Below are 23,533 nucleotides of genomic sequence, written 5' to 3' on the forward strand. Positions count from 1 at the left end.
CGCGGTCCGTGCCCCGTCCTGCGCCTCGACCCGCTGTGTCAGAGCAGCGCGAGCGCCGTGAGCGCGTCCCGCGTGACGTCCTGCGCCGTCAGGCGGTGCGTCGTCCTCACCTGGTCGATCGTCATGTGGTCCAGGAAGACCGTGGGCAGGCCCAGCGGGACCACGGGGACCGTGATCCCGGCCTCGACCGCGCGCTGGCCCAGGAGCGAGCCCACGCCGCCGTCGGCGATGCCGTCCTCGATCGTGACCACCAGGTCGTGCTCGCCCGCGAGCTTGACGAGCGCCGACGGCAGCGGCAGGACCCAGGTCGGGGACGCGACCGTGACCTCGACGCCGTGGGCCGCGAGCGCCTCGCCCGCGGCCATCGCGGTACCGGTCATGGAACCGACGCCCACGAGCAGGACCTTGCGGGTCGCGCCGGCCGCAGCCTTGGTCTTCTTGGCCGGCACCGCGTCGTGGCGGGCGACCACGTCGACGCCGTCGAGCGTCTCGATCGCGGGGATCGGCGCGACGACCGCGCCCTTGGGGTAGCGCACGACCGAGGGCGCGTCGTCGATGTCGACCGCGTGCCGCAGGGCCTCGCGCAGAGTGGCCTCGTCGCGCGGGGCCGCCAGGTGCAGGCCCGGGACGATGCGCAGCATGGCCATGTCCCACATGCCGTTGTGGCTCGCGCCGTCCTCGCCCGTGATCCCCGCACGGTCGAGCACGAACGTCACGCCCGCCTTGTGCAGCGCCACGTCCATGAGGACCTGGTCGAACGCACGGTTGAGGAACGTCGCGTAGACCGCGACGACCGGGTGCAGGCCCGCGAAGGCCATGCCCGCCGCGGACGTCGCGGCGTGCTGCTCGGCGATGCCCACGTCGAACGTGCGCTCGGGGAACGCCTCGGCGAAGGGTGCGAGGCCCACGGGGTGCAGCATGGCCGCGGTGATCGCGACGACGTCGGTACGGCGCCGGCCGATCGTGACGATCTCGTCGGCGAACACCGAGGTCCAGCCGAAGCGCGAGGGCGCGACGGGCAGCCCGGTCTCGGGGTGGATCTGGCCCACCGCGTGGAAGCGGTCGGCGACGTCCTGCTCGGCCGGGGTGTACCCGCGACCCTTCTCGGTGATGACGTGCACGATCACGGGGGCCCCGTACGAGCGGGCCCGCACGAACGCGTGCTCGAGCGCCTCGATGTCGTGGCCGTCGACGGGGCCGACGTACTTGATGCCCAGGTCCTCGAACATGCCCTGGGGTGCGACGACGTCCTTGAGGCCCTTCTTGAGCCCGTGCAGCCACTCGTACGCGAACCGGCCGGGGGCGCCCGAGCGCGAGAGCGTGCGCTTGCCCCAGTCGAGGAAGTTCTCGTAGCCGCGCGTGGTGCGCAGCGTCGACAGGTGGTGCGCCATGCCGCCGATGGTCGGCGAGTAGGAGCGGCCGTTGTCGTTGACGACGATCACCAGGCGCCGGTCCTGGCTCTCGGCGATGTTGTTGAGCGCCTCCCAGGCCATGCCGCCCGTGAGAGCGCCGTCGCCGATGACCGAGACGACGTGCCGGTCCCGCAGGCCGCGCACGACGTTGGCCTTGGCGATCCCGTCGCCCCAGCTCAGCGCGGTCGACGCGTGCGAGTTCTCGACGATGTCGTGCGGGGACTCGGCGCGGCTCGGGTACCCGGACATGCCGTCGCGCTTGCGCAGCGCGGAGAAGTCCTGGCGGCCCGTGAGCAGCTTGTGCACGTAGGCCTGGTGGCCCGTGTCGAACACGAACGAGTCCTTGGGCGAGTCGAAGACGCGGTGCATCGCGAGCGTCAGCTCGACCACACCGAGGTTCGGTCCGAGGTGCCCGCCCGTGCGGGACACGGCGGAGACGAGGAACTCGCGGATCTCCGCGGCGAGGGTCTCCACCTGCTGGGGGGTCAGCCGCCGGAGGTCCTCCGGTGACGTGATGCTGCTCAACAGGGTCATAACCGCTCCGTTCCGCCTGCCATTCGACTAGCCCGACAACTCTAGGCCGTCCGGACGGGTGCTCGCGCCCGGAGAGGCCCGATCACGACCTCTGCACGGACCGGGCACCCGATCCGCGCTCGCTCTCTCGACAGCCTCCGTAGACTGCTGGGGTGCGCTTCCTGCCGGGCCAGCAGCCCACCACCGACCTGACCTACGGCGACGTGTTCCTCGTCCCGTCCCGCTCCGAGATCACCTCGCGCTTCGACGTCGACCTCGCGTCCGACGACGGCACGGGCACCACCATCCCGCTCGTCGTGGCCAACATGACGGCGGTCGCGGGCCGCCGCATGGCCGAGACCGTCGCGCGGCGCGGCGGGATCGTCGTGATCCCGCAGGACGTACCCACCGACGTCGTCGCGGACGTGGTCGCCGACGTCAAGGGCAAGGACCCGGTCATCGAGACCCCGGTCGTGGTCTCCCCCACCGACACCGTGCACACCGCGCTGACCCTGATCGGCAAGCGGTCGCACGGCGCGGCCGTGGTCCTCGACGGCGACCGCCCCGTGGGGGTCGTGACCGAGGCGGACTGCCTGGGCGTCGACCGCTTCACGCAGGTCCAACAGGTCATGTCGGCCCAGCCGCAGACCGTCGACGCGTCGGTCGTGTCGGGTCCCGGCGGTCTGCAGGCCGCGTTCGACGAGCTGCACCGCTCGCGGCGCAAGGTCGCCCCGGTCGTGCGCGACGGGCGCCTCGTGGGCGTCCTGACGCGTCGCGGCGCGCTGCGCTCGAGCGTCTACTCCCCCGCCCTGGACGCCCAGGGGCGCCTGCGCATCGCGGCGGCCGTGGGCATCAACGGCGACGTCAAGGCCAAGGCCGCCGAGCTCCTCGCCGCGGGCGTGGACGTGCTCGTCGTCGACACGGCCCACGGTCACCAGGTCAAGATGATCCAGGCCCTGGAGGCCGTGCGGTCCCTGGACCCGCAGGTCCCGATCGTCGCGGGCAACGTCGTGACGGCCGAGGGCGTGCGCGACCTCGTGGCCGCGGGAGCGGACATCGTCAAGGTCGGCGTCGGGCCGGGCGCCATGTGCACCACGCGCATGATGACGGCCGTGGGCCGTCCCCAGTTCTCTGCCGTCCTCGAGTGCGCGGCCGCGGCCCGCGAGCTGGGCAAGCACGTGTGGGCCGACGGCGGCGTGCGCCACCCGCGCGACGTCGCCCTCGCCCTCGCGGCGGGCGCGTCCCAGGTCATGATCGGCTCGTGGTTCGCCGGGACGCACGAGTCCCCGGGCGACCTGCACGACGACGGCACGGGCCGCCTCTACAAGGAGTCGTTCGGCATGGCCTCGGCCCGCGCGGTCGCGGCCCGTGGCGCGGGCGGGTCCCCGTTCGAGCAGGCGCGCAAGGGCCTGTACGAGGAGGGCATCTCGTCGTCCCGCATGTACCTCGACCCGGCCCGCCCGGGCGTCGAGGACCTGATCGACGAGATCACCGCGGGCCTGCGCAGCTCGTGCACGTACGCGGGGGCGGCCTCGCTCACCGAGTTCGCCGAGCGGGCCGTGGTCGGCATCCAGTCCGCGGCCGGGTACGAGGAGGGGCGCCCGCTGCCCGCGGGCTGGTGACGGTCCCGCCGACCGCGGGCTCGGCGCGCGCCGGGCTCGCGGCCCTCGCCCAGGACGGCTCGCCGTGGCCCCGCCCGTGGCGCTACGCGATCGGGACGCTCGACGAGTCGCGCGTGCGGCAGGCCGCGGTCCTGGTCCTGTTCGGCGTGCTCGACGACGTCCTGGCCGCTCGTGACACGTCCGGGCAGGACACGACGGACGACGCGCCCGCCTCCCCCGTGCCCGCCGATCTCGACGTTCTCCTGCTCGCCCGCGCCTCGACGCTCAGCCACCACCCGGGCCAGGTCTCGTTCCCCGGGGGACGGCTCGACGACTCGGACACGGACCTGGTCGACGCGGCCCTGCGCGAGGCCGTCGAGGAGACGGGGCTGGACCGCGACGGCGTCGAGGTCCTGGGCGCGCTCTCCCCGCTCCCCCTGCCCGTGAGCAACCACCTCGTGACCCCCGTGATCGGGTGGTGGGCGCGGCCCACACCGGTCGCGGTCGTCGACTCGGCCGAGTCGGCACACGTCTTCCGGGTGCCCGTCGCGGACCTGACGGACCCCGCGAACAGGCGCACCGCCGTCGTGCGCCGGGGTCGCAGCACGCACAAGAGCCCTGCCTTCCTGGTGTCCGCGGACGGGCGCGAGCACCTCGTGTGGGGGTTCACGGGCGCGATCCTCGACGCGCTCCTGGACCGGCTGGGCTGGGCCGAGCCGTGGGACGCGGCGCGCACGGTCGAGGTGCCGGTCTAGTGGCGTTGCGGCCCGCCGCGGAGGTCGACGTCACGGCCGACCTCGTGCGCGCCCTGCTCACCGCCCAGCACCCCGACCTGGCCGGCCTGCCCCTGGAGGTCGTCGCGAACGGCTGGGACAACGTGGTGCTGCGCCTGGGCGACGAGCTCGCGGTGCGGGTCCCGCGCCGCGACCTCGCGGCCGCGCTCGTGCGCCACGAGCAGGAGTGGCTCCCGGTGCTCGCACCGCACCTTCCGGTACCGGTCCCCGCTCCCGTGCGGGTCGGGCTTCCCTCCGACGGGTCTGCGGGCCCCTCCTTCCCCTGGTCGTGGAGCGTCGTCCCGTGGTTCGACGGGCTGAGCGCCCTCGCGGTCGACCCCGCGCTGCGCCGCGCACTCGCTCCCGAACTCGCCGCGTTCCTCGTGGCCCTGCACGTCCCCGCCCCGCGCCGGGCGCCCGCGAACCCGTTCCGCGGCGGCCCCCTGGCTGCGCGCGACGAGTCGGTCCGGGACCGCCTCGCGTCGGGCCAGGTGCCCGACGACGGAGCGCTCCTCGACCTGTGGTCACGCCTCGTCGAGGTCCCCGCGTGGGACGGGCCGGCGCTGTGGCTGCACGGCGACCTGCACCCGGCGAACCTGGTGCTCACACCCGGCGACCACCGCCTGGGGGCCGTGGTCGACTTCGGGGACATGACGAGCGGCGACCCGGCGACGGACCTCGCGACCGCCTGGATGACGTTCGACGCCGTGGGACGCCGCACGTTCCGCGAGGCTGTCACGGCCCGTTGCGGGACCGACGACGCGACGTGGGCCCGGGCGAGGGGCTGGGCGCTCGTCCTCGGCACCGCGTTCGCGGCCCACTCGGACGACGACCCGGCGTTCGCCGACCTGGGCGCGCACACGCTCGCGCAGGTGCTCGGCGACGACTGAGCCGCTCGCGGACGGCGCCCTGCCGACGTACGGTGTGCGGCGGACGGGCCGCGCAGGGGCACGCAGGCACGCGACGGGCGATACTGGCACATGGCCACGGACAACAAAACCCGCCCGCACGACGGCGACGTGGACGCCTTCCTCGCGACCGTCACCCACACGGTCCGCCGCCGCGACGCGGACACGCTGATCGCGCTCATGCAGCGCGTCACGGGCGAGCCGCCCGTGATGTGGGGTCCGTCGATCATCGGGTTCGGCCACTACCACTACGAGTACGCGAGCGGGCGCCAGGGCGACGCGGGGGCGGCCGGCTTCTCCCCACGCAAGGCCGCGTCCACGGTCTACCTGCCCGACGGGACGGGGGCCCACGAGGACCTGCTCGCGCGCCTCGGGCCGCACACCACCGGACTCGTGTGCGTGTACCTCAAGGACCTGCAGACCAACGAACTCGACGTCCTGGAGGAGATCGTGCGCCGCTCCTACGCGGCCGTCACGGCGGGCACGTTCACCCAGCGGGCACGCGACTCCTCGTCCTGACCGGAGGACGACGACGGGGTGCCCCACCCGAAGGTGGGACGCCCCGTCGTCGTGCGTCCTGGGCGGGGTGCGCGGCGCCGTCGGGCATCCGGGAGATCCCGGGCCCGACGACGCCGCCCACCGCGGCCGACGCTCGTCAGTCGTTGACGAGCGAGCGCAGCACGTACTGCAGGATGCCGCCGTTGCGGTAGTAGTCGGCCTCTCCGGGGGTGTCGATGCGGACGACCGCGTCGAACTCGACCGAGGTGCCGTCGGCCTTGGTCGCGGTGACCTTGACCGTCGACGGCGTCGTGCCCTCGTTGAGCGCCGTGACACCCGAGACGTCGAACGTCTCGGTGCCGTCCAGGCCCAGGGACCCTGCGGACTCCCCGGCCGGGAACTGCAGCGGCAGGACGCCCATGCCGATCAGGTTCGAGCGGTGGATGCGCTCGAAGCTCTCGGTGATGACGGCCTTGACGCCCAGGAGCGCGGTGCCCTTGGCGGCCCAGTCACGCGACGAGCCGGAGCCGTACTCCTTGCCGCCGAGGATCACGAGCGGCGTGCCGGCCGCGGCGTAGTCCTGCGCGGCGTCGTAGATGGTGTCCTGAGCGTTCTTCACGAAGTTGAACGTGAAGCCGCCCTCGACGTTGTCGAGGAGCTGGTTGCGCAGACGGATGTTCGCGAACGTGCCGCGGATCATGACCTCGTGGTTCCCGCGGCGCGAGCCGTAGGAGTTGAAGTCGCGACGCTCGACGCCGTGCTCGGCCAGGTACACACCGGCCGGCGAGTCCGCCTTGATGGACCCGGCAGGGCTGATGTGGTCGGTCGTGACCGAGTCACCCAGCTTCGCCAGCACGCGGGCACCCGAGATGTCGGTGACCGGCGACGGCTGCGCCGACATGCCCTCGAAGTAAGGGGGCTTGCGGACGTAGGTGGACTGCTCGTCCCACTCGAACGTGTTGCCCTCGGGGGTCGACAGTGCGCGCCAGCGCTCGTCACCTGTGAAGACGTCCGCGTAGTCCTTGGTGAACATCGCGCGGTCGATCGAGGAGTCGATCGTCGCCTGGACCTCTTCCGGCGTGGGCCAGATGTCGCGCAGGAAGATCGGCGAGCCGTCCTCGTTGCGGCCCAGCGGGTCGTGCTCGAAGTCGAACTCCATGGTGCCCGCGAGGGCGTACGCGATGACCAGCGGCGGGGAGGCCAGGTAGTTCATCTTGACGTCGGGGTTGATGCGACCCTCGAAGTTGCGGTTGCCCGAGAGCACCGAGACGACCGACAGGTCGTGCTCGTTGACGGCCTCGGAGACCTTCTCGTCGAGCGGGCCCGAGTTTCCGATGCAGGTCGCGCAGCCGTAGCCCACGAGGTGGAAGCCGAGCTTCTCGAGGTAGGGCCACAGGCCCGCCTTCTCGTAGTAGTTCGTGACGACCTGCGAGCCCGGTGCCATGGAGGTCTTGACCCACGGCTTGGCCTCCAGGCCCTTCTCGACGGCCTTCTTCGCGAGCAGCGCCGCGGCGAGCATCACCGACGGGTTCGACGTGTTGGTGCACGACGTGATCGAGGCGATCGCGACCGCGCCGTGGAACAGGTCGAACTGCTTGCCGTTGGTGTCCGTGACCGGGACGGTCCGGCGGCCGTTGGCGTGGATGGCGGGCGAGTCGGAGGCCGGGAAGGACTCCTTCTCGGCCTCGTCGACCATGTCGACGACCTCGGGGGCGTAGGTCGGCAGGTCGCGGGCGAACGCGGACTTGGCGTTCGACAGCTCGATGCGGTCCTGGGGACGCTTGGGGCCGGCGATCGAGGGGACGACCGTCGAGAGGTCGAGCTCGAGGTACTCGGAGAAGACCGGCTCGACGTAGCTCGGGTCGGTCGGGTCGAGCCAGAGGCCCTGCTCCTTGGCGTAGGCCTCGACGAGCGCGAGCTGCTCCTCGGAACGGCCCGTCAGGCGCAGGTAGTCGACCGTGACCGAGTCGATCGGGAAGATCGCGGCGGTCGAGCCGAACTCGGGGCTCATGTTGCCGATCGTGGCGCGGTTGGCCAGCGGCACGGCCGCGACACCGGCGCCGTAGAACTCGACGAACTTGCCGACCACGCCGTGCTGGCGCAGCATCTGCGTGATCGTGAGGACGACGTCGGTCGCCGTGACGCCCGAGGGGATCTGGCCGCTGAGCTTGAAGCCGACGACGCGCGGGATGAGCATCGAGACGGGCTGGCCGAGCATCGCTGCCTCGGCCTCGATGCCGCCCACGCCCCAGCCGAGCACGCCCAGGCCGTTGACCATGGTCGTGTGGGAGTCGGTGCCGACGCACGTGTCGGGGTATGCACGGAGCACACCGCCGACCTCGCGCGTCATGATGGTGCGCGCCAAGAACTCGATGTTGACCTGGTGGACGATGCCGGTGCCCGGGGGGACGACCTTGAAGTCGTCGAACGCCGTCTGGCCCCAGCGCAGGAACTGGTAGCGCTCGTGGTTGCGCTGGTACTCGAACTCGACGTTGCGCTCGAACGCGTCGCGGCGACCCGCGACGTCGATCTGCACCGAGTGGTCGATGACCATCTCGGCGGGAGCCAGCGGGTTGATGCGCGACGGGTCGCCACCGAGGTCCGCGACGGCCTCACGCATGGTCGCGAGGTCCACGACGCAGGGCACGCCCGTGAAGTCCTGCATGATGACGCGACCCGGCGTGAACTGGATCTCGGTGTCGGGCTGCGCGTCCGGGTCCCAGGCGGCGATCGCCCGCACGTGGTCCGCGGTGATGTTCGCGCCGTCCTCGGTGCGCAGGAGGTTCTCGGCGAGGATCTTCAAGCTGTACGGGAGGCGCTCAGCGCCTTCTACCGCGGAGAGGCGGAAGATCTCGTACGAGTTCTCACCGACCTCCAGTGTTCCCTTCGACCCGAACGTGTCGACGCTGCTCACGGTTGCTCCTTCTACCTGGCGAGGGTGGGTGACGACCACCTCGCCTGGGGCACCGCGCGGGCTCTGTGGCCCACGTCGCACGCCCGACGTGGCAGGTCGTCGGATGACGATCAAGATGGTTCTGGGGGCTTTGCCCAGCGTACGCCGGGCCGGGCGACGCACCGAAATGCCGCCGACACACAGCATACCGCATTTATCTTGACGTCAAGATATTCACGCGCGGTGCCACCGCAGGAGCCACGGGACGAAGAACCGGTACACGGCCTCGATCGCGACCCAGCCCACGAGCACCGCGACGGTGATGACCACGGCCTCCTGCGCCGTCGGGACCTGGAGCGCGAAGAAGTCACGGACCCACGGGACCGCCACGGCGAGCGCCGCGCACGCCGCGAGCGCGGCGATCAGGAGGAGCTTCCACCCGTTGAGCGGCCGCGCCTGGATACCCACGACCCACAGCGAGACCCCGATCAGCACGAGCGTCGAGGCCGACCGGGCGTCGCCCGTGCCCACGAGCGGCCGCAGGTACCCGTACACGAGCAGGATCACGGCCCCGATCACGACCCCCGCGGGGATCGCGAAGCTCAGCACCCGGCGCAGGAAGCCCGCGAGGTAGCGCCGGTTGTTGGGCGGCAGCGCGAGGAAGAACGCCGGGATGCCGATCGTGAGAGAGCCCGCGAGGGTCATGTGGCGCGGCAGGAACGGGTACGGCCACACGAGCAGCACCACGGCCACCGCGAGGATCGCCGCGTACGTCGTCTTCGCGAGGAACAGGCTCGCGACCCGCTCCATGTTGGCCATGACCCGGCGCCCCTGGCCCAGGACCCCGGGCAGCGTCGCGAACCGCCCGTCGACGAGTACGACCCGCGCGACGGCCTTGGTCGCCGGGGCGCCGTTGCCCATCGCGATCCCGAGGTCCGCGTCCTTGAGCGCCAGGGCGTCGTTGACGCCGTCGCCCGTCATGCCGACCACGTGTCCGCGCGACTGGAGCGCGTGCACGATCGCGCGCTTCTGCTCGGGCGTCACGCGCCCGTAGACGTCGTGCGCGTCGACGACCTCGGCGAGCTCGGCCGGGTCGTCGGGGAGCCGGCGCGCGTCGAAGCCCTCGACCCGCTCGCCCTCGCCGTGCAGGGCGACCTTGGTCGCGATCGCCGCGACCGTGTCGGGGTTGTCGCCCGAGATGACCTTGGCCCGGACACCCTGGCGGCGGAAGTACTCGAGAGTCTGGGCCGCGTCGGGGCGGATACGTTCGCCCAGCACCGCGAGCAGCGCGGGCACGAGGTCCTCCGGGAGGGGCGCCTCGGTCGTCGGGAGGCCCGTCGGGGCGTGCGCGAGCAGGACCACGCGCGCGCCCGTGTCCGCTGCCTCGCGGACCTCCGCGAGCGCCGTGGTCGCCGGGGCGTCCGCCCGCCCCGCGAGCAGGATCTCGGGGGCACCCAGCACGAACGCGCCCGCGTCGGTGCGCAGCGCGCTCCACTTGCGGGCCGAGGAGAACGGGACCGACTCGCGCACGGCTGTGGCCTCGACGTCCGCGAGCCCCTCGGCGAGAGCCTGCGACGTCGCGTTGCCCTCGGGGTCGGCTGCGACGGCCGCGAGCGCCTCCCGGGCTCCCTCGACCTGCTCGAGCGCGCGCAGCTCGGTCAGGGCCACGTGCCCGTCGGTGATGGTGCCCGTCTTGTCGAGGCACAGCACGTCGACGCGCGCCAGGATCTCGACCGCGGGCAGCTCCTGGACCAGGACCTTCTGGCGCGCGAGCAGCATCGCGGCGATCGCGAAGTTGAGCGAGGTCAGCAGGACGAGCCCCTCGGGGATCATCCCGACGACGCCCGCCACGGCCGCGACGACGCCGTCGCGCCACGTCCCGTCCGCGATCGACTCGCGCACGCCGCCCGTGTAGTAGAGCTGGCTCCAGAACAGCAGGAGCGAGATGGGCACGATCCCGATCGAGACGACCCTGAGGATCTTGTTGACCCCCTCACGCAGCTCCGAGCGCACGACCGAGAACTTCTTGGCCTCGGCCGTGATGCGCTGGGCGTACCCGGCCTCGCCCACGCGGACCACGCGGCACACCGCGTGCCCGGCGACCACGGACGAGCCCGAGAGCACCTCGTCGCCGACGGCCTTGTGCACGGGGCGCGACTCGCCCGTGAGCATGGACTCGTCGACCTCGAGCCCCGTGACCTCGAGCACCTGGGCGTCGGCCGGCACCTGGTCGCCGATGCTCACGAGCAGCACGTCGTCGAGCACCACCCCGTCGAGCGCGACCTCCTGCTCGGTCCCGTCGCGCACGACGCGGGCCGAGGGGGCGGTGAGGATCGAGAGCCGGTCGAGGGTCCGCTTGGCGCGGTACTCGGTCACGATCCCGATCCCCGCGTTGATGACCACGACGAACCCGAACACCGCGTCGGGCCACTGGCCCGTGAGGAGCACGAGGGTCACGGCGATCGCGAGGATCAGGTTGAAGAGCGTGAACACGTTGGACCGCAGGATCGCGCTGAGCGAGCGCGAGGTCGCCTGCGAGGTCCGGTTGGTCTGCCCGGCCTCGACACGCGCGGCCACCTCCTGGGCGCTCAGCCCGCGGTGCCCGGCGGTCACGGTGCCCGACGACGCGGCGCCCGGCGGGCGGTCGGGTCCGGTCGCGGGGGCGCCGTCGTCGGCAGAGGTGCTCACCTGTCGATTGTGCCCGTCAGCAGCAGTTCTGCCCTGTCGGAGCAGGACCCGAGCCGCGGTGGCCGGTCACAGCCACTTGTGACGCTTGAAGATCAGGTAGAGCGCGAACCCCATGGCGACCATCGCCGCGACGGCCGCCGGGTAGCCGAGGCCCCAGCCGAGCTCGGGCATGCGCTCGAAGTTCATGCCGTAGATCGTGCCGACGAGCGTGGGCGCGAAGAGGATCGCCGCCCAGGACGAGATCTTCTTGACCTCCTCGCCCTGGGCGAGGCTCGTCTCCGACAGCCGTCGCATCTCCTCGTTCTGGTGCTGGGCCACGAGCGTGGCCTGGACCATGAGCGCGTTCTGCAGGAGGACCCGGAAGGAGTCGGCCTGCTCGGCGAGGCGCAGCGAGTGGTCGAGCACGTCGCGCAGGTTGCGCTGGAGCTCGATGTCGACGCCGTACTTCTCCGAGCCGCGCTCGAGCGACTGAAGGATGCCCACGACGGGATGGGTGGCCCGCTGGAAGGCGATGACCTCGCGCGAGAGCTCGTAGATGCGCCGCGAGACGGCCGGGTCCCCGCTGAAGAGCTGGTCCTCGATCTCGTCGATGTCGTTCTGCAGCCCCGCGACCACGGGGGCGTACTCGTCGACGACCTGGTCGAGCACCGCGTAGAGGATGGCCTCGGGACCGAGCCGCAGGAGCTCGGGCGTGGACTCGAGCCGGCGGCGCACCGCCCCCACGTCCGGCGACTCGGCGTGCCGGACCGTGACGACGAAGTCGGGGCCCACGAAGACGTGCAGCTCGCCGAACTCGACGCGCTCCTCGGCGTCCAGGTAGCGGGCCGGGCGCAGGACCACGAAGAGGTTGTCGTCGTAGCGCTCGAGCTTGGGGCGCTGGTGGGCCGCGATCGCGTCGTCGACCGCGAGGTGGTGCAGCGAGAGCTCCTCGGCGACCGCGCGGATCTCGGCCTCGCTCGGCCGGTACAGACCGACCCACGCGAGCCCGTGCCGCTCGCGCATGGTCTCGAACGTCTCGTCGAGGCTCGACGGGTTGGCCGTGCGCCGCCCGTCGACGTAGACCGCGTTGTCGACGATGCCCATGCTGGTGGCCCTCCTCCGGTCGTCGCGCCCGGGGAGCCGGCCACGGCGACCATCATGGCAGCCCGGGCCTGGCCCGCGCGGACGGTCCCACCGGCGGACGACGCTCCCTGGGACGCCGGACGGAGCGGCGCGCTCAGTCCTCGTCGGCCGCGGGGGCCGCCTTCTCCCCCGTGAGCGGGACGACGGGCTCGGGCTCGCTCTTGCGGGGCCGGTAGACGACCTGGGCGTGGAAGACGAAGCGCAGGAGGAACGCGACGACCAGGGTCAGCGCCTGCGCGAGGACCGGTGGCATGCCCGTGAGCACCACGAGCCAGTGCAGGAACGGCAGACGCACCGCGGCCTCGATGCCGTTGAACGTGAACGACTGCGCCGCACGCTTCCACACGTTGCGCCCCTCGTCGCGCAGGTCGTGGAAGACGAAGTGCTCGAGCAGCAGGAAGTTCGTCACGATCGTGACGGCCGCCGAGACCACCGCCGCGGGCATGTAGTGCACCCCGAGCTGCTCGAGGCCCCACATGATCGCCAGGTTCATCACGGCGCCGAACGCCCCGACGAGCGCGAACGTCGACATCCGCCCGAACCGCAGCGCGGTGAGCTGCTGGAGGTAGCGCAGACCGTTCGCGAACGTCGCCTTGGACTCCCCCGCGAACCGCTCCCCGAACACGAACGGCTCCTCGACGACCTCGACCTTGTTGCGGGCCAGGATCTCCAGCAGGATCTTGAACCCCCGCGGGCGCAGTGCCGCGACGTCGATCGCGGCCGTGCGGACGGCGAAGAAGCCCGTCATGGGATCGGTCACGTTGCGCAGCCGCACCGGGAACATCGAGCGTGCGAGCAGCGAGGACGCCGACGAGACCAGGTGCCGCCACCGCCCGTCGAGGCCGCCCGCGTCGCCCCCGCCCACGTACCGCGACGCGACGACGATGTCGGCCCCCGTGGAAGCCGCGGTCTCGAGCAGGACCGGCACCATCTCCGGCGGGTGCTGCAGATCGCCGTCCATGACCACGACCCACTCCCCGTGGGCCTCTCCCAGCCCCTCGACGACCGCGCCGCTCAGACCGCCGACGGGCTCGTCGCGGTGGAGCAGCCGGACCGGCAAGCTCGACGACCCGGCCACGCGCGCGACGACCGCTGGCGTGTCGTCGGTCGAGTCGTCGACGAACAGCACCTCCGCGTCGATCCCCTCGACCGCGGCAGCGAGACGCCCCACGAGCTCCTCGACGTTCGGTCCCTCGTTGAACGTCGGCACGACCACGGTGACCTGCATGCGCCCTCTTCCGCTCCGCCCATCGCCGGGGGCTCCCGGCACATCAGTCCATCGTCACCCGGATCCTCTCCGGGCGACAGGTGAACCGTCTGCTGCGAGACCAGCGTCCCGGGCGGACCTGGGCCGTGCCTGTACGGCCCTGTGCGGCCTGCCCGGGACGGGTCAGCGCGTCAGGACCGCGATCGCCTCGACGTGGTGGGTGTGCGGGAACAGGTCGTAGCCCGTGACGGACTCGACCGTGTAGCCGTGCTTCGCGAAGTACGCGATGTCCCGTGCGAGCGCGGCAGGGTCGCACGCGACGTACACGACGCGCGGGGCCTGGAGCGCTGCGACCGCGTCGACGACCTTGCGGCCCGCGCCGGTCCGCGGCGGGTCGAGCACCACGACGTCGGCCGTGGGCGCCGCGTGGTCCTTGGCCGCCAGCACCTTCTCGACCGGGCCGTGGTGCAGCTCGACCTGGGGCTTCTCGAACGCGTTGCGCCGCGCGTCCTTGACGGCACGCTCGTCGCCCTCGATCGCGACGACGCGCCCGGTCTCGCCGACGGCGTCGGCGAGCGGGAGCGTGAAGAGCCCGGCCCCCGAGTACAGGTCGACGACGGTCGCCTCCTCGAGCGGACCTGCGGCGGCCAGCACGGCCTCCGCGAGCAGCGCGGGCGCCTCGCGGTGGACCTGCCAGAATCCGTCGGCCGCGACGCGGAAGGTGTGCTCGGTGCCGGCGACCGTGACGGTCTCGGTCACGGCGCGGCGCGCGTGGGGACGGCGGTCGATGTGACCCGAGTGCCACACGACCCCGTCGACGAGCAGGATCGGGTCGGTGCCGCCGGCAGGGGCGACGAGCTCGAGCCGGGTGCCCGGACGCCAGCGTCGGGTGAAGACCTCCTCGGCCTCGGCGAGCGCCGCGACCTCCGGGGTCGCGAGCGGCATCTCGTCGAGGGGGACGACGTCGTGCGAGCGGAAGACGCGCATGCCGGCACGGCCCTTGTCGTCCGCGACGAGGTCGATCCGCGTGCGGTAGCCGAGGCCACCGCGCTCGTCGTCGCCCGGCGCACCCTCAACCTCTACCTGAAGGTCAAGGCCGGCCAGCCGCTTGAGCTGCTCCTGGAGGACTGCGGCCTTCCAGCGACGCTGCGCGGGCAGGGAGACGTGCGAGAGCTCGCCGCCGCCCGCGCCGCCGGCACCGGCCGCGGGCCAGGCCGCGGGAACGCGGTCCGGCGAGGGCTCGAGGATCTCGATCGCGTCGGCCCGCCAGAACTTCGCAGTGTCGCCCTCCTCGGTCAGACGAGCGAGCACCCGCTCCCCCGGCAACGCGTGCCGGACGAAGACGACCCGCCCGTCGAGCCTCGCGACGCAGTGGCCACCGTGCGCGACCGGCCCGACCTCGAGCTCGACCAGAGGTTGAGACTCAGGGGCGGTGGGAGTGGAGTTCAGGGTTTCAGACACCCCCCTAGTATCCCGGACGCGGACGGACTTCGTCCCCGATCCGATGCCCGACGTCACGTGGGGCCGCACACGTCCGGCTCAGTAGCGGCGGTTGATCCGCTTCTGCGCCGCGAAGCCTTCCTTCTCGAGGCCCGTCTGCCCCTTGGTCGAGGAGAGCTGCCACGGCACCGAGGCCACGACCACGCCCGGGGTGAACAGGAGCCGCCCCTTGAGGCGCAGCGCGCTCTGGTTGTGCAGGAGGTGCTCCCACCAGTGCCCCACGACGTACTCGGGGATGTAGACCACGACCAGGTCGCGCGGGCTCTCGCGGTGGATCGAGCGCACGTAGGACAGGATCGGTCGGGTGATCTCACGGAACGGCGAGTCCAGGACGCGCAGCGGGACCGGGATGTCGAGCGCTTCCCACTCCGCGGTGAACTCGGCGACCTCGTCCGCGTCGACGCCGACCGTCACGGCCTCGAGCACCGAGGGCCGCGAGGCGCGGGCGTAGGCCAGGGCCCGCATGGTGGGCTTGTGCAGCTTGGAGACCAGGACGAGCGCATGGACCCGGCTCGGCAGCGCGCGCGCGGCCGCGGGGTCCTCACCCAGGGTGAGCTCGTCGCGCACCGAGTCGTAGTGCTTGCGGATCGCCCGCATGAGCACGAACACGAAGGCCATCGCGAGGATGGCGATCCAGGCACCGTGCGTGAACTTGGTGAGCAGCACGATGACCAGGACGGTCCCGGTCATGCCGAACCCGATCGTGTTGACGACGCGCGAGCGCTTCATCTTGGTGCGGAAGCGCGGGTCCGGGGTGGTGCGCAGCTCGCGGGTCCAGTGCTTGATCATCCCGAGCTGGGACAGCGTGAAGGACACGAACACGCCCACGATGTAGAGCTGGATCAGTCGCGTGACCTGGGCGTCGAACGCCCAGATGAGTGCGATCGCCGCGACCGCGAGGGTCACGATGCCGTTCGAGAACGCGAGGCGGTCGCCGCGCGTGTGGAGCTGGCGCGGCAGGTAGCCGTCCTTGGCCAGGATCGAGGCCAGCACCGGGAAGCCGTTGAACGCCGTGTTGGCCGCGAAGACCAGGATGAGGCCCGTGACGGCGGCCACGAGGTAGAACGCGATCGGGACACCCTGGAACACCGCCTGGGCGAGCTGACCGATGACCGGGTCCTGCACGAAGTCGTCGGGCACGGGCTGACCGTTGATCGTGAGCTGCTCGGGCGGGTTCTCCGCGAAGTGCACGCCGGTCTTCTGGGCGAGGAAGAGGATCGCCATGATCATGAAGGCCGAGATCGACCCGAGCAGGGCGAGCGTCGTGGCCGCGTTGCGCGACTTGGGCTTCTTGAACGCCGGCACACCGTTGCTGATCGCCTCGACGCCCGTGAGGGCGGCACAGCCCGACGCGAAGGCGCGCGCCACGAGGAACGCTCCCGCGAGCCCGGTGAGCCCCTGGTCGAAATGGCTCTCCGCGACGAGCTCGTAGGTCGAGCTCTCGGCCATGGGCAGGGTGCCCGTGGCGTACCGGACGAACCCCACGACGGCCGTCATCCCGATCGCGAACATGAACAGGTACACGGGGATCGCGAAGAACGAGCCCGACTCCTTGACCCCGCGCAGGTTGACCAGGGTCAGCAGCACGACCAGGGTGATCGCGAACGCCGCCTCGTGGCCTCGCAGGAACGGCAGCGCAGCCGCGGCGTACTGCGCGCCCGAGGAGATCGAGACGGCCACCGTCAGGACGTAGTCGACCATGAGCGCCGACGCGACGCCGACGCCCGCGGTCGGCCCCAGGTTGACGGTGGCGACCTCGTAGTCGCCGCCGCCCGAGGGGTAGGCGTGCACGTTCTGGCGGTACGACGCCACCACGGTCAGCAGGACGACGACGACCGCCAGCCCCACCCACGGGGAGATGGTCGTGGCCGCCAGGCCGGCGATCGAGAGGGTCAGCAGGATCTCGTCCGGGGCGTACGCGACGGACGAGAGCGCGTCCGAGGCGAAGACCGGGAGCGCGATGCGCTTCGGTAGCAGGGTGTGCCCCAGGTCGTCGCTGCGGACGGGACGTCCGAGCAGCAATCGTTTGGCGGCATCAGCGATATCCGACACGTTGGCCCATGCTAGGCCCTCTGGGGGCCCTTGACCCCTCCACGGCCCGACCGGTCTCGTCGCCCGGCTCCTGTACGTGGACGTGACGCCGTCGCGGTAGCGTTTCGCTCGTGCACTTCGTGATCATGGGATGTGGCCGTGTCGGCGCCACCCTCGCCCAGTCTCTCGAGAACCGCGGCCACTCGGTGGCCGTGGTCGACCAGAACCCCGACGCCTTCCGACGGCTGTCCGCGGAGTTCTCCGGCAAGAAGGTCACGGGCCTCGGGTTCGACCGGGACACGCTCGTCCAGGCGGGCATCGAGGACGCCTACGCGTTCGCCGCGGTCTCCGACGGCGACAACTCGAACATCCTCGCCGCGCGCGTGGTGCGCGAGACGTACGGCGTCGACAACGTCGTGGCCCGCATCTACGACCCTCACCGTGCGGAGATCTACCAGCGCCTCGGGATCCCGACGGTCGCGACCGTCCGCTGGACCTCGGACCAGGTCCTGCGCCGCATGCTCCCGCTCGGCGCGACCGACGAGTACCGCGACCCCTCGGGCCAGGTCCGCCTCGCGCAGACCGACTTCCACCCGGGCTGGGTGGGCCACGCGGTCGGGACCATCGAGTCGGCGACCGGCGCGCGGGTCGCGTTCCTCGGCCGGTTCGGCGAGGGGGTCCTGGCGACCCCCAGCACCGTCCTGCAGGAGAACGACGTGCTGCACGTCCTCATGCGCAGCGCGGACGCCCCCACGGTCGAGCGCGTCCTCACGCACGCCCCCTCACTCAAGGAGAACTGATGCGCGTCGTCGTCGTCGGAGCAGGCTCTGTCGGGCGCTCGATCGCCCGCGAGCTGCTCAGCCATGACCACGAGGTCACCATCATCGACAAGCAACCCGCGGCGATGCGGGTCGCGCAGGTGGCCGACGCGGACTGGCTCCTCGCGGACGCGTGCGAGCTCTCGACCCTGTCGGAGGCCAAGGTCGACGAGTGCGACGTGATCGTCGCCGCCACGGGAGACGACAAGGTCAACCTCGTCGTCTCGCTGCTCGCCAAGACCGAGTTCGGCGTGCCGCGCACGGTCGCCCGCGTCAACAACCCCAAGAACGAGTGGATGTTCGACGAGTCGTGGGGCGTGGACGTCGCCGTGTCGACCCCGCGCATCATGACCTCGATGGTCGAGGAGGCCGTCGCGGTCGGCGACCTGGTGCGGATCTTCACGTTCCACCAGTCGGGCGCGGACATCCTCGAGCTCACGCTGCCCCCGGACTCACCGCTCATCGGCACCCGGGTCGGTCAGGTCGCGTGGCCCCAGGACACGGTCCTCGCGGCGATCGTGCGCGGGACCCAGCCGATCACGCCGAGCATCGACGACACCCTCGAGGTGGGCGACGAGCTGCTCATCGTGACGGGTCGGGACGTCGACGAGGCTGCGCTCCTCAAGGTGCTGGTCGACCCGACCGACGACGGCAGCACCGGCATCGTCGACGAGACCACGGGCCTGCCCGTCTGACCACGGGTCGCCGACCCGCGCCCCGGTCCGCCCGGGCGTGGGTCGACTCGGGCCAGGTGCGCGGACCGGCTCGCGAGGCGCTGCAGCAGCTCGGCTCAGGCCGACGCAGGGGCAGCAGGCCCCTCGTCCGCGACCCGCGGGCGACGGACCAGCAGCCAGGTCACCCAGAGCGTCAGCGCCCACAACGGGATGCCCATGACGAGCCGGGCCGTGCCGAGCCAGGCGACCGCGTCCTCGCCCGCCATGAACAGCGGGACCTGCACGGCAAGCCGCAGCGCGAACATGCCGACCCAGAGCCACGTCGCGAGCGCGTAGCGACGCATGAGATCCGCGTCCCCGCGCCAGCGACGGGCCCACGCCGTGAAGGCCCCCGGGGCGGGCTCGTCGCCCTCGCGCGGGACCTGCGCCTCGCCCGCCGCGACGGGTGCTGCGGAGGTCGCTCCGGCGTCGGGCTCGTCGCTCGACGCGACCGCGGCCTTGACCTTGTCCCCGTCCGTCCACCCGCTGCGCAGCGCCTCGACGACGAGCCCGACCACGGGCCAGCGCACCAGCACCGAGACCGCCATCGCGACCAGGTACGCCGCGTTCGTCAGCAGTCCTGCGGCGTAGTAGTTCTGGGCCTCGCCCGACTTCCAGGCCCACAGGACGCCGATCGCGACCCCCAGGAACCCTCCGAAGGCCTGCGTGATGGGCGTGCGCTGGACCAGCCGCGCCGCCACGGCCACGAGCGCCACCGCGACCGACGCGATGAGCGCGGGCTGGAGCGTGTTGCCCGTGACGATGAACACGACCACGAACACGAGCCCCGGGGCCATGGACTCCACGAGCCCGCGCACCCCGCCGATCGAGTCGGCGAGCGAGAACGACTCACCCGTCAGGGCGCGCACCCCCCGTGCGGCGCCCTCGTCCGGGGGCACGACGTCGTCGATCGCGTCGGCGACCTCCTCCACCTCCCGGGCGAGCGGCTCGGGGGCGGCAGGGTGCTCGTGCGTCATGTCGTCTCTCTCGCCTGCGGGGTGGGTCACGGGCTCACTCGCCGGCGCGAGGGCGCAGCTCGTAGCGGGGGTTGAACATGGTGCGCCGACCCGCCATCTCGCAGACCAGGCCCTCGACACGGACGCGGCGTCCCGGCTCGATCCCGGCGATGCGCCGACGACCGAGCCAGACCAGGTCGAGCGAGCCCGAGCCGTCGTACAGCTCGGCCTCGACCGTCGGCACACCCTCACGGGGCCGCAGGATCACCGAGCGCAGGACCCCCGAGACGTGGGCCCGCTTGCGGTTCGCGAGGTCCGCGACCGCCGAGCACCCCGTCTGCCGGGACGCCTCGTGACGTTCCTCGTCCGCGGCGATCTCCTCCTGGGAGGCCAGCACCGCGTGCAGCGCCTGACGCAGCGACATCTCGGGTCAGCGCCTCTCGGTGATCTCGGGCCCGCGCGTGAGCGGGTCGAAGGCCGGGAGCGACGGGGCCGCGCCGTCGGGGGCGGCGGCCGCGGGACGCGGCGCCTGACCGGGCAGGTGCATGGCCAGCAGGTCGCGCGGCGGCCGGGCGTTGTTGTCGCGGACCACGACGATGTTGGCGAAGACCGACTCGAGCAGGCGTGCCGCCTCCGGGTCCACGGCGGCCTTGCCCGTGAGGACCCCGCGCAGGAACCAGCGCGGACCGTCGACGCCCACGAACCGGGCAGCACGGAAGCCGCGCTGGCCGTCCGGGCCCGTGACCGGGAGCTTCGCGAGCAGCTCGCGACCGAACGGACCGGGGATGTCGTCGACCGTCCCGCCCTGCTGGGTCACGGACTCGGCGATCTCCTCGCGGATCTCGTCCCAGATGCCCATGGTCTTGGGGGCGGCGAACGCCTGGACCTGCAGCGCCGAGCCGTTGACGGCCGCGGCGGCCCCCGTGATCTTCTGGGTCTTCTTGTCGACCTCCATGCGCAGCTCCATGCCCGGGACACCCGGGAGCCAGATGGCCCCGAGGTCAGCACGGGCACCGAGTTCGCTGACCTGCGAGGAGTCGAACGGGCCACGGGTGCCCGCGGCCGGGGCCACGGGTGCCGAGGTCTCGTCCGCACCCGCCGGAGCCTCCACGGACTCGGAGCCCTCGGCGACGACCGCCTCGTCGCTCGACTGCTGCGACGCACTACGCCGGAACAAACCCACGGAAGCTCTCCTTCAGCTCTTCGCCGCGTCGACCATCGACAACGACTCGTACGGGACGGCCTGCACCGATCCCCGTCCCCACCACACTAGACTGCCGCGCCGCTCCCGTGACCGTCCTCGGCCACGAGCGAACACGGCGGGCACCCGGGCTCACCGCCCGGTGGCCCACCCGCCGCTCGAGCCGAACCCGCCCTCGCCCCGGTGCGACCCGGGCAGCCTCTCCGCCAGGAGGAAGCGCGCGTGCTCGACCTTCTGGATCACGAGCTGCGCGATGCGGTCGCCGCGGTGCAGGACGACCGGCTCCGACGCGTCGGTGTTGTGCAGGATCACCTTGATCTCACCGCGGTACCCCGCGTCGACCGTCCCGGGCGCGTTGACGATCGTCAGGCCGTGCCGAGCCGCGAGGCCCGAGCGCGGGTGCACGAACGCCGCGTACCCGTCCGGGAGCGCGATCGCGAGCCCCGTGGGCACGGTCGCCCGGCCCTGCGGCGCGATCACCACGTCCACGGTCGTCACGAGGTCCGCCCCGGCATCGCCCGGGTGGGCGTACGACGGGACCGCCGCGACGTCGTCGAGCAGCTGGACGAGCACCTCGACGTCGCCCGGGCGGGCGGACGAGGGCACGGGCACGCGCGAGGGCGCAGGTTCTTCGATGGGCACCCGCAGAGCCTAGTGCTCGACGGGCGGGGCGGCGAACATCGCCACGGGGCACGTCGCGGACCTGGGATGATGAACTCATGCCTCAGCCTGACGCCGCCTACCGCGAACGCCTCCTGCCCGGACCCGGCGGCTGGTCCGCCGCCCTCGCCTTCGCCGTCATCCTGGGCATCGCCCTGTGGCCCGTGGACGACGTCCTGTCCTACGTCACCGCGGGCATCGCCCTGGTGGTCCTCGTGGGCCTTCTCTGGTGGACGTCCCCCGTGGTGTCGGTGGCCCTCGGCGCTGACGGCACGCCCCACCTGCGGGCCGGACGAGCCGTCATCCCCACCTCGCTGCTGCGCGACGTCACGGTCCTGGACCGCGAGGCGATGACGCACGAGCTCGGCCCGGGGCTCGACGCGCGCGCGTACGTGTGCCTGCGGGCCTGGGCCCGCACGGGCGTCCGTGTCGAGGTCGACGACCCGGCGGACCCGACGCCGTACTGGCTCGTCTCCACGCGCCACGCCCCCGCGCTCGCCGCCGCGATCACGGCCTCGGCGCGGTCCGCGTCGGCCTGAGCCACCGGCCCCCGGGGCGACCCCAGGGCCGCCCACGCCGGGGCCCCCTGCACGCGCGAACGGCCGCCACCCCGAGGGGTGACGGCCGTTCGTCGTGAGAGGGTTCGGCGCTCAGGCCGCGCATTCCGAGCAGATCTGCTGCCCGTTCTTCTCGTACGCGAGCTGGCTGCGGTGGTGCACGAGGAAGCAGCTCGAACAGGTGAACTCGTCAGCCTGCCGAGGAAGCACACGGACCGAGAACTCTTCGCCGGACAGGTCCGCGCCCGGGAGCTCGAACCCTTCGGCTGCTTCGGTCTCGTCCTCGTCCACAACGCCCGAGCTCTTGTCGGAGCGACGAGCCTGCAGCTCTTGGATCGAGTCCTCGCTGAGATCCTCTTCGCTCTTGCGGGGGGCGTCGTAGTCAGTTGCCATCTGTGGGGTCACACTCCGGAACGTCGTGGTCGAACATGGGGGTCGTTCGGTCCGGCGAAGGCCGTCGAACTGGCACTCCGTAGGACGCTTCGCGAGACGTCCTGACTGGTGTACGCGGTGTAATGCTCCGCCACCCGGAATTGTTCCCGGTGGCCCCCGGATTCTGCACCAAATACTGCGCGAGCGCACCCTCAGCGCGGGGTGTTCCTCGTCACCCCCGCGACGCCCTCGGGATCACACGCCCGAATCGGCTCCCGCCGACTCGAGGATCGCGACCAGCGCGTCCACCGCGGCGGGCGGTCCGGCGACCGTCATGTCCGCTCCCGCCGGGCGTCCCCGCAGGCCGGTCACGAGCGCTCCGGCCTCCTGGGCCACGAGGGCCCCGGCCGCGAGGTCCCACGGGTTCAGCCCGCGCTCGTAGTACAGGTCGAGGCTCCCGGTCGCGACCAGGCACAGGTCGATCGCCGCGGACCCGAGCCGACGGATGTCGCGGACCTGCGGCAGGACCGTCGTCAGGACCTCGGCCTGGTGACGGCGCCGCTCGGCGTCGTACCCGAACCCGGTGCCGACCAACGAGGTCGCGAGCGGTCCCGCCGGGTTGACGCGCACGGGCTCGCCGTCGAGCGTCGCGCCCGCCCCGAGCCCCGCTGTCCAGGTCCGGCCGTCGACGATCGAGTGCACCGCCCCAGCGAGCACGGTCCACTGCGCGGGGTCCGGGGGCCCCACGACGACCGCGACCGAGATCGCGTACGAGGCCACCGAGTAGAGGTAGTTGACGGTGCCGTCGATCGGGTCGATGACCCAGGTGAGGCCCGACGTCCCCTCGGAGGCCCCCTCCTCCTCGCCGAGGACGGCGTCGTCGGGCCGCTCGCGCGCGATGATCCGGCGCAGCAGGGCCTCGGACTCGGCGTCCATGGCCGTCACGACGTCGACCGCGCTCGACTTGGTCGCGGCCACCTCGACGTGCTCGGGGCGGCCCTCGCGCACGAGCGCTCCCGCCTCCCTGGCCATGCTCTCGGCGAGCGCGCGCAGTGCGGCGATCGTGACGTCGTCGGGCAGGCGGGGGTCATCGATGAAGAAGGTCACGGC

General features: G+C 72.2%; 20 protein-coding genes. 7 read left to right on the plus strand and 13 right to left on the minus strand.

From position 1 onward, the window contains the following. Window positions 1–38 precede the first annotated feature (38 nt). Window positions 39–1,946 (minus strand): 1-deoxy-D-xylulose-5-phosphate synthase, encoded by a 1,908-nt coding sequence (dxs, locus tag ASE27_RS11350; RefSeq protein WP_056650128.1) that lies wholly within the window; start codon window positions 1,944–1,946, stop codon window positions 39–41. A 152-nt stretch (window positions 1,947–2,098) separates the two neighbouring features. Here dxs and ASE27_RS11355 point away from each other — a divergent pair, with 152 nt between their 5' ends. From ASE27_RS11355 to ASE27_RS11370, 4 genes are all read left to right on the plus strand, one after another. Beyond that, a complete protein-coding gene (locus tag ASE27_RS11355; RefSeq protein ID WP_056650132.1) occupies window positions 2,099–3,547 on the plus strand; it encodes a GuaB1 family IMP dehydrogenase-related protein in 1,449 nt (482 codons plus the stop codon). After that, window positions 3,544–4,281, plus strand: coding sequence for a CoA pyrophosphatase (locus ASE27_RS11360; RefSeq protein WP_235535423.1), 738 nt, complete (start codon window positions 3,544–3,546; stop codon window positions 4,279–4,281). The genes ASE27_RS11355 and ASE27_RS11360 overlap by 4 nt, the downstream gene beginning before the upstream one ends. Next, window positions 4,281–5,189 (plus strand): aminoglycoside phosphotransferase family protein, encoded by a 909-nt coding sequence (locus ASE27_RS11365; RefSeq protein WP_056650134.1) that lies wholly within the window; start codon window positions 4,281–4,283, stop codon window positions 5,187–5,189. The genes ASE27_RS11360 and ASE27_RS11365 overlap by 1 nt, the downstream gene beginning before the upstream one ends. A gap of 90 nt (window positions 5,190–5,279) precedes the next feature. Then, window positions 5,280–5,726, plus strand: coding sequence for a DUF1801 domain-containing protein (locus ASE27_RS11370; protein ID WP_056650137.1), 447 nt, complete (start codon window positions 5,280–5,282; stop codon window positions 5,724–5,726). A gap of 136 nt (window positions 5,727–5,862) precedes the next feature. Here the strand turns inward: ASE27_RS11370 and acnA are convergent, their stop codons facing one another. From acnA to ASE27_RS11400, 6 genes are all read right to left on the minus strand, one after another. Further along, a complete protein-coding gene (acnA, locus tag ASE27_RS11375; protein WP_056650141.1) occupies window positions 5,863–8,619 on the minus strand; it encodes an aconitate hydratase AcnA in 2,757 nt (918 codons plus the stop codon). Between the two features lie 213 nt (window positions 8,620–8,832). Then, complete coding sequence (locus ASE27_RS11380) at window positions 8,833–11,286, minus strand: HAD-IC family P-type ATPase (RefSeq protein WP_235535424.1); 2,454 nt, start codon at window positions 11,284–11,286, stop codon at window positions 8,833–8,835. Window positions 11,287–11,352: 66 nt separating this feature from the next. Continuing rightward, entirely contained in the window at window positions 11,353–12,369 is a 1,017-nt protein-coding gene (locus ASE27_RS11385; protein WP_056650144.1) for a magnesium and cobalt transport protein CorA, read from the minus strand. A 133-nt stretch (window positions 12,370–12,502) separates the two neighbouring features. Then, a complete protein-coding gene (locus ASE27_RS11390; protein ID WP_056650147.1) occupies window positions 12,503–13,636 on the minus strand; it encodes a glycosyltransferase family 2 protein in 1,134 nt (377 codons plus the stop codon). A 162-nt stretch (window positions 13,637–13,798) separates the two neighbouring features. Beyond that, window positions 13,799–15,076 (minus strand): class I SAM-dependent RNA methyltransferase, encoded by a 1,278-nt coding sequence (locus ASE27_RS11395; protein WP_056650150.1) that lies wholly within the window; start codon window positions 15,074–15,076, stop codon window positions 13,799–13,801. Window positions 15,077–15,154: 78 nt separating this feature from the next. Beyond that, window positions 15,155–17,167, minus strand: coding sequence for an APC family permease (locus ASE27_RS11400; protein WP_056650153.1), 2,013 nt, complete (start codon window positions 17,165–17,167; stop codon window positions 15,155–15,157). Window positions 17,168–17,292: 125 nt separating this feature from the next. On the opposite strand from ASE27_RS11400, the gene ASE27_RS11405 reads away from it, so the two are divergent. After that, window positions 17,293–17,946 carry a TrkA family potassium uptake protein gene (locus tag ASE27_RS11405; RefSeq protein WP_056651301.1) on the plus strand — a complete coding sequence of 218 codons (654 nt, stop codon included), beginning with the start codon at window positions 17,293–17,295 and terminating at the stop codon, window positions 17,944–17,946. Continuing rightward, window positions 17,946–18,659, plus strand: coding sequence for a TrkA family potassium uptake protein (locus tag ASE27_RS11410; protein WP_056650156.1), 714 nt, complete (start codon window positions 17,946–17,948; stop codon window positions 18,657–18,659). Before ASE27_RS11405 ends, ASE27_RS11410 begins: the two co-directional genes overlap by 1 nt. Before the next feature lie 95 nt (window positions 18,660–18,754). On the opposite strand, the gene ASE27_RS11415 is transcribed toward ASE27_RS11410, so the two are convergent. The 4 genes from ASE27_RS11415 to dut form a co-directional block, all read right to left on the minus strand. Further along, the gene (locus ASE27_RS11415; protein WP_082608852.1) at window positions 18,755–19,654 is read right to left on the minus strand and encodes a DUF3159 domain-containing protein; all 900 of its coding nucleotides are present in this window, start codon (window positions 19,652–19,654) and stop codon (window positions 18,755–18,757) included. Window positions 19,655–19,688: 34 nt separating this feature from the next. Then, entirely contained in the window at window positions 19,689–20,057 is a 369-nt protein-coding gene (locus ASE27_RS11420) for an OB-fold nucleic acid binding domain-containing protein (protein ID WP_056650157.1), read from the minus strand. A gap of 6 nt (window positions 20,058–20,063) precedes the next feature. After that, on the minus strand, window positions 20,064–20,816 hold the full coding sequence (locus ASE27_RS11425; protein WP_056650162.1) for a DUF3710 domain-containing protein: 753 nt from the start codon (window positions 20,814–20,816) through the stop codon (window positions 20,064–20,066). Between the two features lie 150 nt (window positions 20,817–20,966). Further along, on the minus strand, window positions 20,967–21,470 hold the full coding sequence (gene dut, locus ASE27_RS11430; protein WP_082608914.1) for a dUTP diphosphatase: 504 nt from the start codon (window positions 21,468–21,470) through the stop codon (window positions 20,967–20,969). A gap of 83 nt (window positions 21,471–21,553) precedes the next feature. Between dut and ASE27_RS11435 the strand changes: the two genes are divergently transcribed. Next, entirely contained in the window at window positions 21,554–22,033 is a 480-nt protein-coding gene (locus tag ASE27_RS11435; RefSeq protein WP_056650165.1) for a DUF3093 domain-containing protein, read from the plus strand. Window positions 22,034–22,144: 111 nt separating this feature from the next. On the opposite strand, the gene ASE27_RS11440 is transcribed toward ASE27_RS11435, so the two are convergent. Then, window positions 22,145–22,444: a DUF4193 domain-containing protein gene (locus ASE27_RS11440; protein ID WP_056650168.1), complete on the minus strand. Its 300-nt coding sequence runs from the start codon at window positions 22,442–22,444 to the stop codon at window positions 22,145–22,147. A gap of 234 nt (window positions 22,445–22,678) precedes the next feature. Continuing rightward, window positions 22,679–23,530 (minus strand): inositol monophosphatase family protein, encoded by an 852-nt coding sequence (locus ASE27_RS11445; protein ID WP_255354717.1) that lies wholly within the window; start codon window positions 23,528–23,530, stop codon window positions 22,679–22,681. Window positions 23,531–23,533 lie beyond the last annotated feature (3 nt).

The sequence above is a fragment of the Oerskovia sp. Root918 genome (genome assembly GCF_001428945.1).
GTDB lineage: Bacteria > Actinomycetota > Actinomycetes > Actinomycetales > Cellulomonadaceae > Oerskovia > Oerskovia enterophila.

What these genes read in the sequence shown, in the direction of transcription:
- dxs (WP_056650128.1), bottom strand. Translation starts at nt 1,946, where the DNA reads ATGACCCTGTTGAGCAGCATCACGTCACCGGAGGACCTCCGGCGGCTG.
- ASE27_RS11370 (WP_056650137.1), top strand. Translation starts at nt 5,280, where the DNA reads ATGGCCACGGACAACAAAACCCGCCCGCACGACGGCGACGTGGACGCC.
- ASE27_RS11385 (WP_056650144.1), bottom strand. Translation starts at nt 12,369, where the DNA reads ATGGGCATCGTCGACAACGCGGTCTACGTCGACGGGCGGCGCACGGCC.
- ASE27_RS11390 (WP_056650147.1), bottom strand. Translation starts at nt 13,636, where the DNA reads ATGCAGGTCACCGTGGTCGTGCCGACGTTCAACGAGGGACCGAACGTC.
- ASE27_RS11405 (WP_056651301.1), top strand. Translation starts at nt 17,293, where the DNA reads ATGGGATGTGGCCGTGTCGGCGCCACCCTCGCCCAGTCTCTCGAGAAC.
- ASE27_RS11410 (WP_056650156.1), top strand. Translation starts at nt 17,946, where the DNA reads ATGCGCGTCGTCGTCGTCGGAGCAGGCTCTGTCGGGCGCTCGATCGCC.
- ASE27_RS11415 (WP_082608852.1), bottom strand. Translation starts at nt 19,654, where the DNA reads ATGACGCACGAGCACCCTGCCGCCCCCGAGCCGCTCGCCCGGGAGGTG.
- ASE27_RS11420 (WP_056650157.1), bottom strand. Translation starts at nt 20,057, where the DNA reads ATGTCGCTGCGTCAGGCGCTGCACGCGGTGCTGGCCTCCCAGGAGGAG.
- ASE27_RS11435 (WP_056650165.1), top strand. Translation starts at nt 21,554, where the DNA reads ATGCCTCAGCCTGACGCCGCCTACCGCGAACGCCTCCTGCCCGGACCC.
- ASE27_RS11440 (WP_056650168.1), bottom strand. Translation starts at nt 22,444, where the DNA reads ATGGCAACTGACTACGACGCCCCCCGCAAGAGCGAAGAGGATCTCAGC.